Source organism: Bradyrhizobium sp. HKCCYLRH3099, assembly GCF_051167855.1.
GTDB lineage: Bacteria > Pseudomonadota > Alphaproteobacteria > Rhizobiales > Xanthobacteraceae > Bradyrhizobium.
In genome coordinates, this window is the sequence record NZ_JBNPTW010000012.1 from 106590 (window position 1) to 123044 (window position 16455).

Below are 16455 nucleotides of genomic sequence, written 5' to 3' on the forward strand. Positions count from 1 at the left end.
GGCTCCGGTCCCGTAGCTCAGCTGGATAGAGCGGCGGTTTCCTAAACCGTAGGTCGCATGTTCGAGTCATGCCGGGATCGCCATTCTTTCAGCGCCACGCCTCCAGCCGCCGGACATCATCGCAACTTTCCTGAAGTGCGCAGCATCGCCGCGAAATGACGCTTGTCCGGGAATCGGGTGGAGCGCATCGCCGTCATCAGGGAACCATCCAGGAGCCGACAGTGGCCGTCGCCGCTGCATCACCTGGAGAGCGTCATGCATACCACCATCGAACCGGGCATCCTGTATTTCGGGACGCCAGTGGTCCTCATCAGCACCGTCAACGAGGACGGCAGCGCCAATCTCGCGCCGATGTCATCGGCGTTCTGGCTTGGCTGGCGCTGCATGCTCGGCCTCGCGGCGGGATCGAAGACGCCGCAGAACATGCTGCGGACCGGCGAATGCGTGCTGAACCTGCCCTCGGTCGACCTCGTCGCCGCCGTCGACCGGCTGGCGCTGACCACGGGGTCCGATCCGGTCCCGCCGATGAAGCTGCGCAAGGGCTATCGTCACGAGCCCGACAAGTTCGCTGCGGCCGGTCTCACGCCTGCGCCGTCCGAGACCGTCGCCGCGTCACGCGTCGCCGAATGTCCGGTGCAGCTCGAAGCCCGCGTCGAGGCGGTGCACGGCATCGCCGATGACGATGCCGTCCTGAAGGGCCACATCCAATGCTTCGAGGTGCGCGTGCAGCGGGTCCATGTCGCCCCCGCCATCCTGATGGACGGCGCGCGCGACCGCGTCGATCCCGACAAATGGCGGCCGCTGATCATGAGCTTTCAGCAGTTCTATGGGCTCGGTCCGCGCGTTCACGAGTCCCGCCTGGGCACCATTCCCGAAGCAGCCTATCGCACGCCCGACATCATCCGTGCACGGGACGCGTCGCGTCCGCTGGCCGTTCCGGCCTGACGCGCAATGGTGTGGCGGGCGACGACGCTATCGCGTCGCCAACCGTGCCGGTCCTGGGTCGCCTGAGGGCGCGGATCGGAACGACAGCCTGATCAGGCTGTAGAGCATCGGGAATTGAAATACGAAGCTCATCGCGGCCGCGCCGACCAGCACGTCGTAACGCTGCGTTTCGATCAGCCGCTTCGCTGTCGGCACGGCATGGACCAGGCCGTCGGCGAGGTAGATCACGGCAAAGACCCGCCAGATGGTCGCCGTGAGCAGGTGCAGCCTGAAGGCATGGTCGAACAGCGCGATCAATCCGCCGAGCGCGAGCGTCGCGCTCACCGTGTGCGCCGTCGTATCGTAGAAGCCGGGATCCAGGGCAGCCTGCACGAACCAGAGGCCGTAGACCACGGCGATCACCTTCAGCACCATCGGATCGTCCCCCAAGCTCGGCACCGCGCGCGCCGCCTGACGCCAGCAGGCTACGACGCGTGCGGCCAAGGAGGCGTTAACCGGCCAGCGCAGATTGTCCCGAACCGTCAGGTCCGCAATGCAGGACGTCGTTCCGCTGGCTACAGCCGCGCCCTGTCGGACGCGGCTGTTTTGACGGCCGGCGGATCACATCACCATTGATATCTGACCCGACCGGTGCCGGCCCAGGACGATGCGGACGGCGCGAACTGGCCGTCGATCTGACCCGACAGCGTGAGATGCGAAGTCAGCGCGACCTCGGCGACACCCGACAGCAGCGCCGAGTCCGCCGCGATCCGCGCGCCCGTGGTGACGAAGCTCGCACCAGGCAGGGTCTGGAACGTCGCGCTCACATTGGAGTCACGATTGTAGTCGTGAGCCCAGGCGGCGCGGCCGCGCAGCAGGAACGTCTCGGAGATGCGGCGATCGGCCCAGAGGCCGAGCTCGGTGCGCGGCAGGGTGGTGTCGCGCGCAGCGAAGGTGAGGGCCGAGCCGCCCGCGCCGAGCGAGCTGGTCTCGCTGTAGGACGGGCTCCACACCTGCTGCAGCTGCAGCGCGGCGTAGGGCGTGAGGCCGCCGAAGCCGAGATCGAAGCGGTAGCCGGCCTCGGCGCGGCCCGCGAGCGTCGGCGCCGTGTAGCTCGCGCGCAGCGTCTCGATGGCGCCGGCGGTGAGGTTGCGCGTCGTCGACATCCAATGCGCGCCGGCGGCGAGGCTGCCGGAGACATAGGCCGCGCCGAAGCGCTTTGTCGCATAGGCCGCCGCCTGGATGAAGTCCGAATTGCCATAGCCGCCGCCCTGCGCGACGCTGAAGCTGGTTTGGCCGCCCGACAGCGCGAAGCCCAGCGTCACGTCCGGCGCCAGCCGATAATCGGCGCCGGCCGCGAGGCCGTAGATCCGCGACGACAGGTCCTGGCTGCCGGCCGCGGCATCGCCGCCGATGCGGCCGCCGCCGCCGAACGCCGAGCCCCACACCGCCCAGCTCGGCTCCATCGGCATCGCCTTGGCGAAGATCCTGCCGGCCTGGGCGGCCGGGCCGCTCGCCTCGGCAAAGGCCATCATCGGCGAGCCGCCGGGGTTCGAACCGGAGCGGCCGCTGCCGCCGAAGTCGAGCACGGTGGAGAGGAAGCCGGTCATGCTCTGGCCGACGCTCTGCGTCACCGCCGGTGCGCTCTGGCTGGCGAGCTGGTTGAACGTCGCGCCGACGCCGGCCGCGCTCTGGAAGTAGATCGACTGCAGCGACGTCGGCAAGGTGCCGCCCTTGGTCACCGCATTGGCGAGCGCGTTGTAGATCTGCTGGCCGTTGCCGCTGACGCCAGTGGCTGGCAGCGACGGCAGCGCGGCCTGCTTCAGCGTGAGATAGGCGTTCTGGCCGTCATAGCTCAAGGTCGGCGTGATGTTGGTGGTGCCCGTGGTCGTGGTGTTGAACGACGAGAACTGGCCGCTCACGCCGCCGCCGGCGGACACGATCGCCACCTTGCTGCCCGCCGCATAGACGCCGCTCGCGAACGTCGCTGTGACCTGGCCGTTCAGCGTCGCCGTGCCGGACACGCTGGTCGTGCTGAAGCTGCCGGGCGTGAACTGCAGCGCGTAAGCTGCGCCGCTGGTGAAGGCGAGGCTGCCGAGCACGGTGAGCTTGCCGGCCTGGCCGGTGAGGCCCGTCACCGCCTGATAGCCCGGCGCCAGCGTGCCGGCGACGTTCACGTTGCCGACGGTGCCGAGGCCGGAGAGGGTCGCGCCGGCATTGACGCTGATCGGGCTCGTCACCGCAGCGCCCGCCGCGATGACGAGGGCGCCGCCATTCACGGTGGTGCCGCCGCCATAGCTGTTGTTGCCGGCGAGCACGAGCGTGCCGCTGCCGCTCTTGGTCAGCGATCCCGCGCCGGAGATGTCGTTGCTCCAGATGTCGAACGCATTGTAGCCGCCCTGCGCGGCATCCATCGTCACCGCGACCGCGCTGTTGAACGCGCCGTAGCCGTAAGCCGACTGGTAGAGATTGATGCGGCCCCAGCCGTCCCAGGTGTTGCCGTCGAGCAGCGCGTAGCCGGAGGGCAGCGCCGTGGTCTTCAGGATCTCGGTGCGCTGCGCGTCGCTGAGATAGGGAAAGCGGGTCAGCAGCAGCACCTGCGCCTGCACCGGCACGTTCTCCGGCAGGGTGGTGCTGGCGCCGGCGAGCTGCAGGCCATAGGTCATGCGGTAGGTGTAGCTCGACGGATCGGTCGAGCTGAGATTGACGTCCCTGGAGGCCGCCGCGATCGTCGCCGCGCCGCCCTGCGCCTGCTGGATGCAGGCCTGCACGCTCACCGTGCCGCAGGATGACGAGAGATACGACTGCGTCTGGGTGTAGGCCTGGTAGACGGCGTAGGCATTGGTGTTGGCCGGGTTGGTCCAGTCGACCCGGTCGCCGTTGGAATCATAGAGCGCATTGTAGATGTTGGTGGCCGCGATCGCGGTCGCGAACGTGCGGCCGCCGATGACGTCGAGCGGCGAATGCATGCCGGCCAGGATGCGGTTGTTGCCGAGGTCGGCAGCGCGCGCCAGCAGGCTCTGATATTGCTGCGGCACCAGGAAGGCGAGGCCGAGCGCCTGCGTATAGCCCGAATTGGTGTGGCCGGAGATGAAGCCGCCATCGGCATAAGGGTTGGTGCTGTTGATGATCTGCAAGAGCGGTGTCGGCACGCTGACGTCGGTCGACAGCCGGTAGGGCCGCGACGCCGCGCCGATGCCGGGCACGTAGTCGCCGACCACGAACTGCGTCGGCTGCAGCACGCCGTTCACGATGCTGCCGACATTCGGCACGGTGAGATAGCTCAGGCTGGTGCCGTTCGCGGTGTTCTGCGCGTCGATCATCGCCTGGGTCACGGTGAAGCCGCGCACCCAGTTGGTGGCGTTGCCGTAGACCGCGGGGATCGTGAGGTTGCCGTAATAGGTGGGGACGACGATGTTGGCGGTGTCGGCCGTGGTCAGTCCGGTCCTGGTCGTGGCGTTGTAGTTGCCGAAGGCGGCGGCCAGCGGGCTCACCGTGGTCTGGTTCACCGAGGCGCCGAACGCGCCGGGGTTGGTCACCGGCGCGGTCGAGCCCATGTAGCGCTCGAAGGTGCGCTTGGACGGCTCGGTCGAGGAATTGGCGCGCACGGTGTTGTTGACGAAGTTGACGGCGGCGGCGAGCGGTGTCGCGCTGCCATTGCCCAAGGTCGTCGCGCCCCAGCTCGCGCTGTTCAGATAGTTGATGTTGGATTGGAAGTTCTGCAGCGTGTACGGCGCGTAGGTCGTCGGCGTCAGGCTGTTCGGCGTAGTGCCGCTGGCGGAGGCGCCGGTGCCGGTCATGAAGGAGCTGGTGAGCACGCCGAGCCCGTTCAGGACGCTGTATTGCTGACTGGTGCGGTCGTCGTGGATCGCCTCCAGCGTCTGCGCCGCGGTGCGCGCCCGCGTCATGCGGACCACGGTGGCGAGGTTCTGCTCCATGACGCCCGTGCCGTTGGTCAGCGCCGGATCGTTCAGCATCAGGTTGATGTAGGAATCGACCACGTTGACCATGGTCGAGCCAACCGTTGCCGTGCTCGAATTGGTGAAGTTCACCGGCGGCGTGGTCGGGATGTCGCCGGCCTTGGCGGCGATGGGCAGCAGCGCCGAGCCCAGCGCGGCATATTTCCAGAACTTCAGGTAGGCAGACGACGACATTCCGACGGTTCCCAGACAAAGACATTCGATGCCGGAACCGATGCGGACTCCGGCGGGACGCGTCGCCGTCGCACATGCGACGTTTTGTCCCGCCGCCGTCACTATTGGGCGTTTGTTTCAGATTCTTAACGGTTTGTTAGCGATTGCCTTTGGTCGGTGTCTGTCATCGCCGGGACACACAGCCTTGACGTGATCGCGAATCACCCTGCCCAGCACAGCGGGAATTTTGCCGACGATTTGGTGTGGCGCGATCGGCGCGCGTGCTGTCGGTTGTAGTCACGTCGGACACTGCCGGGCGTCAATGTGGGTTGCCCAAGGGCAGCCCAACATCGCAGCCTCAGGACATCGTGAGCGACTGATCCGCCTCGCTTGGACGTTGCTGGCTCTCCGCGAGCAGCTCCCGCACCCGCGGCACCACCACCCGGCCGTACAGCTCGATGCTGCGCATCAGCTTGGCGTGGGGCAGGGGACCCGCGGAGTACTTCAGCTGGAAGCGCGACAGGCCGAGCGCCTTGATCGTGGCGGCGATCTTCTGCGCCACCGTCTCCGGCGAGCCGACATAGAGTGAGCCGTGATCGGCCTCCTGGACGAATTCGTCGCGGCCCATCGGCGGCCAGCCGCGCTCGCGGCCGATGCGGTCGCGCATGGTCTTGTAGTCCGGCCACAGCTCCTCGCGCGCCTGTTCGTCGGTGTCGGCGACATAGCCGGGGGAGTGCACGCCGATCGGGTTCGTCGCGCGGCCGAACTGCTTGATCGCGCGATGATAGAGATCGACATAGGGCGCGAACCGCGTGGGGTCGCCGCCGATGATCGCGAGCATCAGCGGCAGCTCGTAATGCGCCGCGCGCACCACGGACTCGGGACTGCCGCCGACGCCGATCCACGCCTTCAGCCGGCCGTGCTCGACCGGCGGATAGACGAGTTGATCCTTCAGCGGCGGTCGCAGATTGCCCTGCCAGGTCAGCGGCTGCTGCGGCAGCAGGCTGACGAACAGATCGAGCTTCTCCTCGAACAGCGTCTCGTAGTCCTTGAGGTCGAAGCCGAACAGCGGGAAGGATTCCGTGAACGAGCCGCGGCCGAGGATCACCTCGGCGCGGCCGTTCGAGACAGCATCGAGCGTGGCGAAGCGCTGGAACACGCGGATCGGATCGTCCGAGCTCAGCACCGTCACCGCCGACCCCAGCTTGATATGGTTGGTTCGCGCCGCGATCGCCGCGAGCGCGACCTCGGGCGCCGAGATCGCGAAGTCGCCGCGATGGTGCTCGCCGAGCCCGATGAAGTCGATCCCGAGCTGGTCGGCGAGCACGGCCTCCTCGACCACGTCGCGGATCACCTGGGCATGCGGCGCGATCGCGCCATCGGCGCCGCGGGTGACGTCGCCGAAAGTATCCAGGCCGAATTCGATTGCTGCAGTCATGTCTCGTTCCAATCCGTCGCGCCGTCATACGGCGTCCCGCTGTTAGCTGGAAGGGCCGGAACCGGATTGCAAGCGGGCGGTCGCGAAACACAGGGTTTCTCCATGGCAGCAAGGAAGGACTCGCGGCTGGCGTGATTGCTATTTTTTGGCACGTCATGCCCGGGCTTGTCCCGGGCATCCACGCCGTTCCCAGCATGCCGATCGACGTGGATGGCCGGGACAAGCCCGGCCATGACCACGTGGAGAGAGACGCGCGCAACCGCGATCGTCAGATGCGAAAGGCCCGCGTCCGCACGGCAGCCGCAACAGCCTGAAAATTCATCTTTCGTTTTTCCGAAAACTATGCTCTACTGCGCGCATCCCGCCTCATCGATGAGGGGCGTACGCGCGGTCGTCACGAGACGCGAGGCGGGGATGCGGTGGCCGTGGCGGGTCGCAGCGTGACGCAAGTCGCGCCGACGAACGATCCGCTGCGGACGGTCAAGCCGTGTGGTCCTGGCCTCCCGATGCTGAGGCCAAGCCGGTGGTGTGATCCATCGGCGACGGGGGCAAGACAGCCGGTCCCCGGGGAGAGCTCGGAGCAGCCGTAAGCCCATCGCGCAGGGAATGCCGGATTGTCGGCTGAACCTGTGGTACCTGCCGCCTGCATTTTTCTCCGCAGGCGGGCCATGGGTTGCGGCCAGCACCCGGCATTCCCTGCGCCCTCATCTGTCGAGGGTGTTCCATTCGGCAAAACTCGGGCGCAACGCGCCGCGGGACCGCCCGCGCATGGGCGGTGCAACGCCGGCTGTCGCGCCCTCGATGCGCGCATGCCATGCCAAAAAATGGGCGTGTCGGCCCGCCGCGCATCACCTAGGCTCGGTGCATGGATGACATGGGACCACGCGCATGATGGCACAGAGGGACTATCAAATCTTCGAGGCGGGCGACGTCCTGCTGCAAACGGGCGTGACGTTCCCGTCGCTGCGCCTCGCCTACAAGACCTATGGCACGCTGAATGCGGCCAAGGACAACGTCATCCTGTATCCGACCTCGTTCGGCGCCCAGCACACCGACATCGAATGGCTGATCGGACCCGGCGGCATTCTCGACTCCGACAGATACTTCATCATCATCCCGAACCTGTTCGGCAACGGCCTGTCGTCGTCGCCGTCGAACACGCCGGTCGGCGACACGCCGTTCCCGGCGATCAGCTATCACGACGCCATCGCGGTCCAGAAGCGGCTCCTGGCGGAGCAGTTCGGCATCGAGAAGCTCGCGCTGGTCTATGGCTGGTCGATGGGCGGCATGCAGGCCTATCACTGGGCTGCGCTTCACCCGGACATGGTGGAGCGCGCGGCGGTCGTCTGTGGCAGCGCGCGCTGCTCGCCCTACAATCATCTATTCCTCGACGCCGTGAAGGCCGCGCTGATAGCCGACCCCGCGTTCCGGAACGGCCGCTTCGTGGAGAAGCCGGTGGCCGGCCTGCGCGCCATGGGCCGCATCTACGCGGGATGGGCAATGTCCTACGAGTTTTACCGCGACGAGGTCTGGCGCGAGCAGGGTTTTGGCTCGCAGGAGGACTATCTCGCCGCGACCTGGGACACCGCCTTCGCCCATCGCGACGCCAACAATCTGCTGACGCAGATCGCGATCTGGCAGGGCGGCGACATCAGCAATTGCGCGGCGTTCTCAGGCGATCTCGACCGGGCGCTGGCCGCGATCACCGCGCGCATGCTGCTGATGCCCGGCCAGACCGACCGCTATTTCGACTGGCGCGACAATGAGCGCGAGCTGCCGAAGCTTATCAACGCGCGCTCCGCCGCGCTGCGGCCGATCCCCTCGGTCCACGGCCACCGCGCCGGCAATCCCGTTCGCATCCCGGCCGATCGCGACTTCATCAAAGCCCAAGTGTCGACCCTTCTCCAGAGCTGAGCCCTATCTGTCATGACCGACGTGCCCACCGACGAATTCGCGCCTCGCCCGAAGCTGCTGACTCCGCCAGTGTTGCAGCAGCTCTGCACGCGCTCCAACCTCAAGGGCGCCCTGCGCACGCTCAGCCATTACGGCGCGATCGTCGCCATCGGTGCGCTGATCGGAGCCATTGCCTCGACGCAGGGCGTCGTGTGGACGCTGCCCTTGCTGCCGGTGCAGGGCGTGCTGATCGCGTTCCTGTTCATGGCGGTGCACGAGACCGCGCACAAGACCGCATTCGACAGCCGCAGGCTCAACGTGGCGGTCGGCAATCTGTCCGGCTTCCTGATCGGGCTGCCCTATGAGTACTACTGCCTGTTCCACTGGGAGCATCACCGCCACACCCAGGATCCCCAGCGCGATCCCGAACTGATCGTTGGCCCCAAGCCGCGCTCCGAGACGCAACTCGCGATCGCCTATTCAGGTCTGGTCCAGGTGGCCGGCCGCCTCAAGCTGGTGCTGAAGCATGCGGTGACCGGCGAAGTGACCGTGCCCTGGGTCCCCGCCGGCCGCCGCGCGATCATCGTGCGCGAGGCGCGTTTCTACGTCGCCGGCTACGCGCTGCTGCTGCTCGGCTCGCTGGCGCTGCACAGCGCGTTGTTGTTGTGGGTCTGGGTCGTGCCGCTGCTGCTCGGCCAACTGATCCTGCGCCCCTATCTCTACGCCGAGCACACCGGCTGCGATCACACGAGAAGCGCCTTCCACAACACCCGCACCACCTTCACCACGCAATTCGTGCACTGGATCGCCTGGAACATGCCCTACCACGTCGAGCACCACGCCTATCCGGCGGTGCCGTTCCACGCGCTGCCGAAGCTGCATGCGATCGTGGATGGGGAGATCAAGTATCGCGGGCAGGGCTATGTCGCGGTGACGCGGCAGACCTGGGCGTGGTTTCGGACGCAGTGGGAGGGGACGAAGTCTCAGACCTAACGAGGTCTCGCCCATGATGAGTTGGGATCCGAGCCGTTGCCACGCGATCAGTGCGCCCTCTCTCCCGCTTGCGGGGGAGGGTCGGGGTGGGGGCGCCACAGCGGCAGTCTTTCCGGATCGGCCCCCACCCGCATCGCATCTGACGATGCGATGCGACCTCCCCCGCAAGCCGGGGAGGCGCAGACCGACCGCGTCGCCTGCGATGTCGGCAAGCCCTCGCCGAGCAGACGGTGCACCCTCTCCCCCAAGGCGAAGCAATAGCTTCGCCAGGGTGGGAGAGGGTGGCTTTCAAGCAACGCATGAAAGCCGGGTGAGGGGTTGCCACGAACTCAGTCCTGAATTTGGGGAAAGAACCCCTCACCCGAGTGAGTATGACGCTTATAGCGGCGATGCCCTTTCCCACCCTGGCGAAGCTATTGCTTCGCCTTGGGGGAGAGGGCGCAGTCATTGGCGCCGTAGGAGCGCTGCTGCTGCAGATTTAGTTCACCGCCACCGCTCGCGCATCCTTGCGCCCAGGTCGATCCGCGGCCCCGCGCTCGCAACCGCCGACCCCGCCTGCACCTTCGGCCAGCTCACACGCTCGAACAAATGCACCAGCGCCTCTGGAATAAATCGCGTGCGCGAGGCGTAGACATGACGATCGCCGCGCACGGGCTGGCCATGGACGAAGAAGCGCTGCGGCACCAGCAGATGCAGATCGTCCTTGGCGCGGGTCATCGCGACATAGAGCAGCCGGCGTTCCTCCTCCAATTCGGCATTGGAGCCGGCGCCGAGGTCGGACGGCATGCAGCCGTCGACGACGTTGAGGACGTGCACCGCATTCCACTCCATGCCCTTGGCGGAGTGGATGGTGGAGAGGATCAGATAGTCCTCGTCGAGCAGGGGCACGCCGGCCTGGTCGGAGGTGGCGTCGGGCGGATCGAGCGTCAATTCGGTGAGGAAGCGCTCGCGCGACGGATAGCCGCTGGCGATCTGTTCGAGCTGCAGCAGATCGGCGCTGCGTACCTCCGCATCCTCGTGCACGCGCTCGAGATGCGGCTGATACCACTGCCTGACGCGCTCGATGTCGGCGGGCCAGTCCGAAACGCGCAGCTGGTCGAGCATGCGCACGAACGTCGCCCAATCCTCGCCAGCGCGCGCCGGCGTCGGTTGGGCGCACAACGCACGAAGCGGATCGGCGCTCTCACCAGCGGCATCGAGCAGCCGCTGCGCCGACGCCGGGCCGATGCCCGGAATCAGATGCAGCACGCGGAATCCGGCGATGCGGTCGCGCGGATTTTCGACGAAGCGCAGACAGGCCAGCATGTCCTTGACATGCGCCGCATCGAGAAACTTCAGGCCGCCGAACTTCACGAACGGAATGTTTCGGCGCGTCAGCTCGAACTCCAGCGGTCCGCTGTGCGAGGAGGTCCGGAACAGCACCGCCTGCTGCTTCAGCACGATGCCTTCCTCGCGCTTGGCCAGCACCTGCTCGACGATGTAGCGCGCCTGGTCGGTCTCGTCGCGCACCGTCACCAGTTGCGGCTTGCGCGAGGCCGTGCGGTCGGTCCACAGATTCTTGGTGAAGCGCTCGCGCGCCAGCCCGATCACGGCATTCGCCGCGGAGAGGATCGGCTGCGTCGAACGGTAGTTGCGGTCGAGCGTGACGATGTCCGCGCGCGGGCTGAACTGATCGGGAAATTCCAGGATATTGCGCACGGTCGCGGCGCGGAACGCGTAGATCGACTGCGCATCGTCGCCGACCACGGTGAGGCCCGCACCATCAGGCTTGAGGCCGAGCAGGATCTGCGACTGCAGCCGGTTCGTGTCCTGATACTCGTCGACCAGCACGTGATCGAAGCGGTCGCCGATCTCGCGGGCGATGGTCGCGTCCGCCATCATCTGCGCCCAGTAGAGCAACAGGTCGTCGTAGTCGAGCACGGCATTCGCCTGCTTGGCCTCGACATAGGCCGCGAACAGGCCCTTCAGCTCGCCCGCCCATTCCGCGCACCAGGGGAAGTGCCGCACCAGCGCCTCGTCGAGCGGCATGTCGGCATTGACGCAGCGCGAGTAGATCGCAAGGCAGGTTCCCTTGGTCGGAAAGCGCTTCTGCGTGTTGGACAGGCCGCGATCGTGCCGCACCAGGTTCATCAGGTCGGCGGAATCCTCGCGATCATGGATCGTGAACACCGGATCGAGGCCGATGCGTTCGGCATAGTCGCGCAGCATTCGCGCGCCCAGGCCGTGAAACGTGCCGGCCCAGGTCAGTCCCGAGGTGATCGCCTCCGCCTGGCTGCCCAGCACCATTCGCGCGATGCGCTCGACACGCCGGCTCATTTCGCTCGCGGCGCGGCGCGAGAATGTCATCAGCAGGATGCGGCGCGGATCGGCGCCGTTGACGAGCAGATGCGCGACGCGATGCGCCAGCGTGTTGGTCTTGCCCGAGCCGGCCCCCGCGATGATCAGCAGCGGCGGCCCAGGTGCGGCCAAAGCGCCGCCATGCTCGACCGCGCGGCGCTGCTCCGGATTGAGATCGTCGAGATATGTCGCGGCCGCTGCCTGCACGAATCGCCCCTCAGCTCGCGAGAATCCGCGATTTGCGCCATGCGCGCAACGACATGGCCCGCTTGCGGCAGCGTTTTACATGATTCGCAATCGGTCTTTTTTGCCACGGTTGCCCACAGAGCGTCAGTCAGCCGCTTGCGCCGGCGCGCTTGGACTCCTATCCAATCAGCCCCGTCACGAATCTCGGAAGAACACCGTGTCGAATTTTGCCTCCATCATCGCTGCTGAGCTCTCTGTCAGGGACGCCCAGGTCCAGGCCGCGATCGACTTGCTCGACGGCGGCGCGACCGTTCCGTTCATCGCGCGCTACCGCAAGGAAGCGACGGGCATGCTCGATGACACGCAGCTGCGTACCTTGGAGGAGCGGCTGCGGTATCTGCGCGAGATGGATGCACGGCGCACCGCGATCATCGAGAGCATCAAGTCGCAGGGCAAGATGACGCCCGAGATCGAGCTTGCGCTCGCGACGGCCGACACCAAGGCGCGACTGGAAGACATCTATCTGCCGTTCAAGGAGAAGCGCCGCACCAAGGCGCAGATCGCCAAGGAAGCCGGACTCGAGCCGCTCGCCGACATGCTGATCGGCGACCCCATGAAGAACCCCGAGGAAGAGGCGAAGGCCTTCATCAAGAAGGACGGCGACAATCCGGTCAAGGACGTCAAGGCTGCGCTCGACGGCGCGCGCGCGATCCTGGTCGAGCGCTTCGCCGAGCATGCCGACCTCGTCGGTTCGCTGCGCGAGGAGATGTGGACGCGCGGCGCCGTCAAGTCGACGGTGCGTCACGGCAAGAAGACCGAAGGTGCCAAGTTCGCCGACTATTTCGATTTCTCCGAGCCGTTCACCAAGCTGCCGTCGCACCGCATCCTGGCGATGCTGCGCGGCGAGAAGGAAGAGGTGCTGCAGCTCGATTTCGGCGACGGCGAGCCGGAAGACTCGAAGGATCCGTCGCTGTATGAGAACCGCATCGCGGTGACCTTCGGCATCTCGCGTCAGGGCCGCCCCGCCGATCAGTTCCTGTCCGACTCCGTGCGCTGGGCCTGGCGCACCCGCATCAAGACCTCGCTCGCGCTCGATGTGCGCATGCGGCTGTGGCAGGAAGCCGAGAAGGAAGCCGTGCGCGTGTTCGCCGCGAACCTGCGCGACCTGCTGCTCGCCGCGCCCGCCGGCGGACGCGCGACGCTCGGCCTGGATCCGGGCTTCCGCACCGGCGTCAAGGTCGCCGTCATCGACCGCACCGGCAAGTTCGTCGACCACGCCACGATCTATCCGCACGAGCCGCAGCGGCAGTGGAACGAGAGCATGCTCACCTTGGCGCAGCTCTGCATCAAGCACCGCATCGAGCTGGTCGCGATCGGCAACGGCACCGCGTCGCGCGAGACCGAAAAGCTGGTCACCGACCTGATGAAGCTGAAGCCGGACCTCAAGCTGACCAAGGCGATCGTCTCGGAAGCCGGCGCGTCGGTCTACTCGGCCTCGGAATTCGCCGCCAAGGAATTTCCCAATCTCGACGTTTCGATCCGCGGCGCGGTCTCGATCGCGCGCCGCCTGCAGGATCCGCTCGGCGAACTCGTGAAGGTGCCGCCGGCCTCGATCGGCGTCGGCCAGTATCAGCACGACCTCAACCAGTACGAGCTGGCGCGCGCGCTCGATGCCACCGTCGAGGATTGCGTGAACGCGGTCGGCGTCGATCTCAACACTGCCTCCGCGCCACTGCTGGCGCGCGTGTCCGGCATCGGCGAGACCTTGGCGCAGAACATCGTCGCGCATCGCGATGCCAACGGTCCGTTCCCGACCCGCGACAAGCTCAAGGACGTGCCGCGATTGGGGCCGAAGGCGTTCGAGCAGTGCGCGGGCTTCCTGCGCATCCGCGACGGCGACAATCCGCTCGATGCCTCCGGCGTGCATCCGGAAGCCTATCCGGTCGTGAAGAAGATTCTCGAAGCGACCAAGAGCGACATCAAGGTGCTGATCGGCGAGACCAAGACCTTGAAGGCTCTCAATCCGGCGAAGTTCGCCGATGAGCGCTTCGGCGTCCCGACGGTCACCGACATCATCAAGGAGCTGGAGAAGCCCGGCCGCGACCCGCGCCCCGAATTCAAGACCGCGACCTTCCAGGAGGGCGTCGAGAAGATCACCGACCTCAAGCCCGGCATGATCCTGGAGGCGACCGTCACCAACGTCGCCGCGTTCGGCGCCTTCGCCGACATCGGCGTGCACCAGGATGGCCTGATCCACATCTCGGCGATGTCCGAGAAGCGCATCAACGATCCGCGCGAAGTGGTGAAGCCGGGCCAGGTGGTGAAGGTCAAGGTGCTCGATGTCGACGTGCCGCGCCAGCGCATCTCGCTGACCTTGCGGCTGTCCGATCCGCTGCCGGCCAAGGGCGAGAAGCGCACCAGCGCGCGACCGCCGGCGGCGGCGCGCATGACCACGCGCGAGGAGAAGCCGTCGGGCGGTGGCGCCTTCGCCGCGGCGCTGGCGAAAGCCCAGGAGCGGCGCAAGGGCGCGTGAGCGCTCAGACGACTCCTGACAACGGTGGCACGTCGCGGGATGGCGCTTCATTCCGCGGCGTTGAACTAAAAAGGTCGAGGCGCCTTCCGTATCGGCCTGGCTATGCTTATCTCCTCCGGCGAGCGTTGTCTGAGGGCAGGGGATGGCGAAACGCACCGCGATCATTGCCGGGGCTACCGGCCTCGTCGGCCGCGAGCTTTTGCGCGGCCTGCTCGCCGATCCCGCAGTGGACCATGTCCACGTCTTAGGCCGCCGCGCGCCTCCGGTGATTTCACCGAAGCTGACAGCCCATGTCGTCGACTTCGCCGCGCTGCCGCCTTTGCCTGCTGCCGATGAGCTGTATCTGGCGCTCGGTACCACCATCAAGGTCGCCGGCAGCCAGGCCGCCTTTCGTGCCGTCGATCACGACGCCAACCTCGCCGTCGCCAAGGCCGCGCTCGCGAGCGGCGTCAAACGCGTCGGCCTCGTCAGCGCGATGGGAGCCGACGCCAAGTCGCGCGTCTTCTACAGTCGGGTGAAGGGCGAGCTCGAAAACGATCTGGCTGCACTGCCGTTCACGGGGCTCGTGATCGCTCGGCCATCGCTGCTGGTCGGCGCGCGGGCGGAACTGGGACAGCCGGCGAGGCCGGGCGAGGAATGGGGCAACAGGCTGAACCAGCTCATCGGCTTTCTCATTCCGCCAAACTACAAGCCGATCCCTGCCGCCGACGTAGCGCAGGCGCTCTTGTCCACGGTGCCTAGCGCTGCCGGCACCACGGTTCTTCCATCTGGCGCGATGCGTAGATAATCAGGCCGCGCCACCTTGCGGACCCGAATTGTCGTTTCCATTTATCAGAAATTCGAGGGTCGTAGCCCTGGCCGTAGTTTTACGGAGACGGCGGCCGAGCAGTGTTGGTTCGCCGAGTAAACAGATCCGGTTGATTAACCTATGATATTCCGTGAGTTGAAGAATTAGCTCGTGCTCGCTTTTAACACCTTAACCATATCTGCCTGCTACCACTGCGGTGAGAACAACGAGCTCGGGATCTCATGCGCAGACAGCTTCGAGATGTTTTTGTTGCGGGACTGATGACAGCGGCATTGCTCGGCCCGCATCCAGCGGCGGCATCGCCCCGCATGGTCTCGCTGGTCTTCAACTCACAGCCGCAGAACCCGCAGCAGATCGGGTCGGACGAGTTCCGGACCAAGCTTCAGGCGCTGGCGGGCAAGAAGCTGATCATCGACGAACGCGCCGGCAATTCGTTCGGCAGCGAGGCGGCCGTCCTGGCGGCGACCCGCACCGGAGCCGTGGACATCGCCGTCGTCTCCGGCGGCATCGCCAGCGCAGTCGTCCCCGAGCTTGGCGTGTTCGACATTCCCTTCCTGTTTCGCGACACCGCCCACGCCAAGGCCGTCGCCACGGGCCCCGTGGCAACCGCGATCGGAACGAAATTCGCCGACAAGGGGCTGGTATTGCTCGCTCTGGGCAAACAGGGCTTCCGCAACCTGACCAACTCGAAGCGCCCGGTGCGGACCGTCGACGACGTCAAGGGGCTGAAGATCCGCGTCATCCCCAATCCGGTCTATCAGATGACCTTCAAGGCGATGGGCGCCGAAGTTCTGCCGATGGACTTTCCATTGGTCTATGCCGCGCTCAAGGACGGTCGCCTCGACGGTCAGGAGAATCCGGTCGCGACCATCGCCGCCAACCGGTTCGAGGAAGTTCAGAAGTACCTCACTCTGACCGGCCATTTCTTCGCGCCGATCGCATTCGTCGCCAATCGCGCGACGTTCGAACAGCTCGATGCGAGCGAGCGCGACGCGCTGATCACGGCCGCCAAGGCCGCCGCAGAAGTGACGTGGCAGGCGCAGCTCGATGCCGAGAGGCTCGCCGACCTGCGCAAGGGCGGCATGGATGTGATCGAGACCTTCGATCGCAAGACCTTCGTCGATGCGGTCAAGCCGCTCGACCCCGAATTCGAGAAGCGCTTCGGCAAGGATCTGCTCGCCACCATCAGGTCCACGCCGTGAACGAGCCA

The 16455-nt window shown here is 66.4% G+C and carries 10 protein-coding genes and 1 tRNA gene; 7 read left to right on the top strand and 4 right to left on the bottom strand.

Annotation, left to right across the window (positions count from 1 at the left end; genetic code table 11):
* Positions 1-6: 6 nt before the first annotated feature.
* Together ACQR1Y_RS22085 and ACQR1Y_RS22090 are read left to right on the top strand one after the other, a co-directional pair.
* Positions 7-83: transfer RNA gene (locus ACQR1Y_RS22085), tRNA-Arg, on the top strand.
* A 172-nt stretch (positions 84-255) separates the two neighbouring features.
* Entirely contained in the window at positions 256-945 is a 690-nt protein-coding gene (locus tag ACQR1Y_RS22090; RefSeq protein ID WP_434878034.1) for a flavin reductase family protein, read from the top strand.
* Between the two features lie 27 nt (positions 946-972).
* Here the strand turns inward: ACQR1Y_RS22090 and ACQR1Y_RS22095 are convergent, their stop codons facing one another.
* The 3 genes from ACQR1Y_RS22095 to ACQR1Y_RS22105 all read right to left on the bottom strand — a co-directional run bounded on the left by ACQR1Y_RS22095 (position 973) and on the right by ACQR1Y_RS22105 (position 6495).
* Positions 973-1383, bottom strand: coding sequence for a hypothetical protein (locus ACQR1Y_RS22095; protein WP_434878033.1), 411 nt, complete (start codon positions 1381-1383; stop codon positions 973-975).
* Between the two features lie 167 nt (positions 1384-1550).
* A complete protein-coding gene (locus tag ACQR1Y_RS22100) occupies positions 1551-5078 on the bottom strand; it encodes an autotransporter domain-containing protein (protein WP_434878032.1) in 3528 nt (1175 codons plus the stop codon).
* Positions 5079-5415: 337 nt separating this feature from the next.
* Complete coding sequence (locus ACQR1Y_RS22105; RefSeq protein WP_434878031.1) at positions 5416-6495, bottom strand: LLM class flavin-dependent oxidoreductase; 1080 nt, start codon at positions 6493-6495, stop codon at positions 5416-5418.
* Positions 6496-7383: 888 nt separating this feature from the next.
* Between ACQR1Y_RS22105 and ACQR1Y_RS22110 the strand changes: the two genes are divergently transcribed.
* Both ACQR1Y_RS22110 and ACQR1Y_RS22115 read left to right on the top strand, forming a co-directional pair.
* Positions 7384-8409 (top strand): alpha/beta fold hydrolase, encoded by a 1026-nt coding sequence (locus tag ACQR1Y_RS22110; RefSeq protein WP_434878030.1) that lies wholly within the window; start codon positions 7384-7386, stop codon positions 8407-8409.
* Positions 8410-8421: 12 nt separating this feature from the next.
* The gene (locus ACQR1Y_RS22115) at positions 8422-9381 is read left to right on the top strand and encodes a fatty acid desaturase family protein (protein ID WP_434878029.1); all 960 of its coding nucleotides are present in this window, start codon (positions 8422-8424) and stop codon (positions 9379-9381) included.
* Positions 9382-9864: 483 nt separating this feature from the next.
* Here the strand turns inward: ACQR1Y_RS22115 and ACQR1Y_RS22120 are convergent, their stop codons facing one another.
* Positions 9865-11925 (bottom strand): ATP-dependent helicase, encoded by a 2061-nt coding sequence (locus ACQR1Y_RS22120; RefSeq protein WP_434878028.1) that lies wholly within the window; start codon positions 11923-11925, stop codon positions 9865-9867.
* Between the two features lie 196 nt (positions 11926-12121).
* Between ACQR1Y_RS22120 and ACQR1Y_RS22125 the strand changes: the two genes are divergently transcribed.
* The 3 genes from ACQR1Y_RS22125 (at position 12122) to ACQR1Y_RS22135 (ending at position 16447) form a co-directional block, all read left to right on the top strand.
* Positions 12122-14437: a Tex family protein gene (locus ACQR1Y_RS22125; protein WP_434878027.1), complete on the top strand. Its 2316-nt coding sequence runs from the start codon at positions 12122-12124 to the stop codon at positions 14435-14437.
* 142 nt (positions 14438-14579) lie between these two features.
* Complete coding sequence (locus ACQR1Y_RS22130) at positions 14580-15224, top strand: nucleoside-diphosphate sugar epimerase (protein ID WP_434878026.1); 645 nt, start codon at positions 14580-14582, stop codon at positions 15222-15224.
* 242 nt (positions 15225-15466) lie between these two features.
* Positions 15467-16447 carry a TRAP transporter substrate-binding protein gene (locus ACQR1Y_RS22135; RefSeq protein ID WP_434878025.1) on the top strand — a complete coding sequence of 327 codons (981 nt, stop codon included), beginning with the start codon at positions 15467-15469 and terminating at the stop codon, positions 16445-16447.
* Positions 16448-16455 lie beyond the last annotated feature (8 nt).

Bases quoted from the DNA above. Each gene is read 5' to 3' on its own strand.
- ACQR1Y_RS22090 (WP_434878034.1), top strand. From the start codon at position 256: ATGCATACCACCATCGAACCGGGCATCCTGTATTTCGGGACGCCAGTG.
- ACQR1Y_RS22100 (WP_434878032.1), bottom strand. From the start codon at position 5,078: ATGTCGTCGTCTGCCTACCTGAAGTTCTGGAAATATGCCGCGCTGGGC.
- ACQR1Y_RS22105 (WP_434878031.1), bottom strand. From the start codon at position 6,495: ATGACTGCAGCAATCGAATTCGGCCTGGATACTTTCGGCGACGTCACC.
- ACQR1Y_RS22110 (WP_434878030.1), top strand. From the start codon at position 7,384: ATGATGGCACAGAGGGACTATCAAATCTTCGAGGCGGGCGACGTCCTG.
- ACQR1Y_RS22115 (WP_434878029.1), top strand. From the start codon at position 8,422: ATGACCGACGTGCCCACCGACGAATTCGCGCCTCGCCCGAAGCTGCTG.
- ACQR1Y_RS22130 (WP_434878026.1), top strand. From the start codon at position 14,580: ATGGCGAAACGCACCGCGATCATTGCCGGGGCTACCGGCCTCGTCGGC.
- ACQR1Y_RS22135 (WP_434878025.1), top strand. From the start codon at position 15,467: ATGCGCAGACAGCTTCGAGATGTTTTTGTTGCGGGACTGATGACAGCG.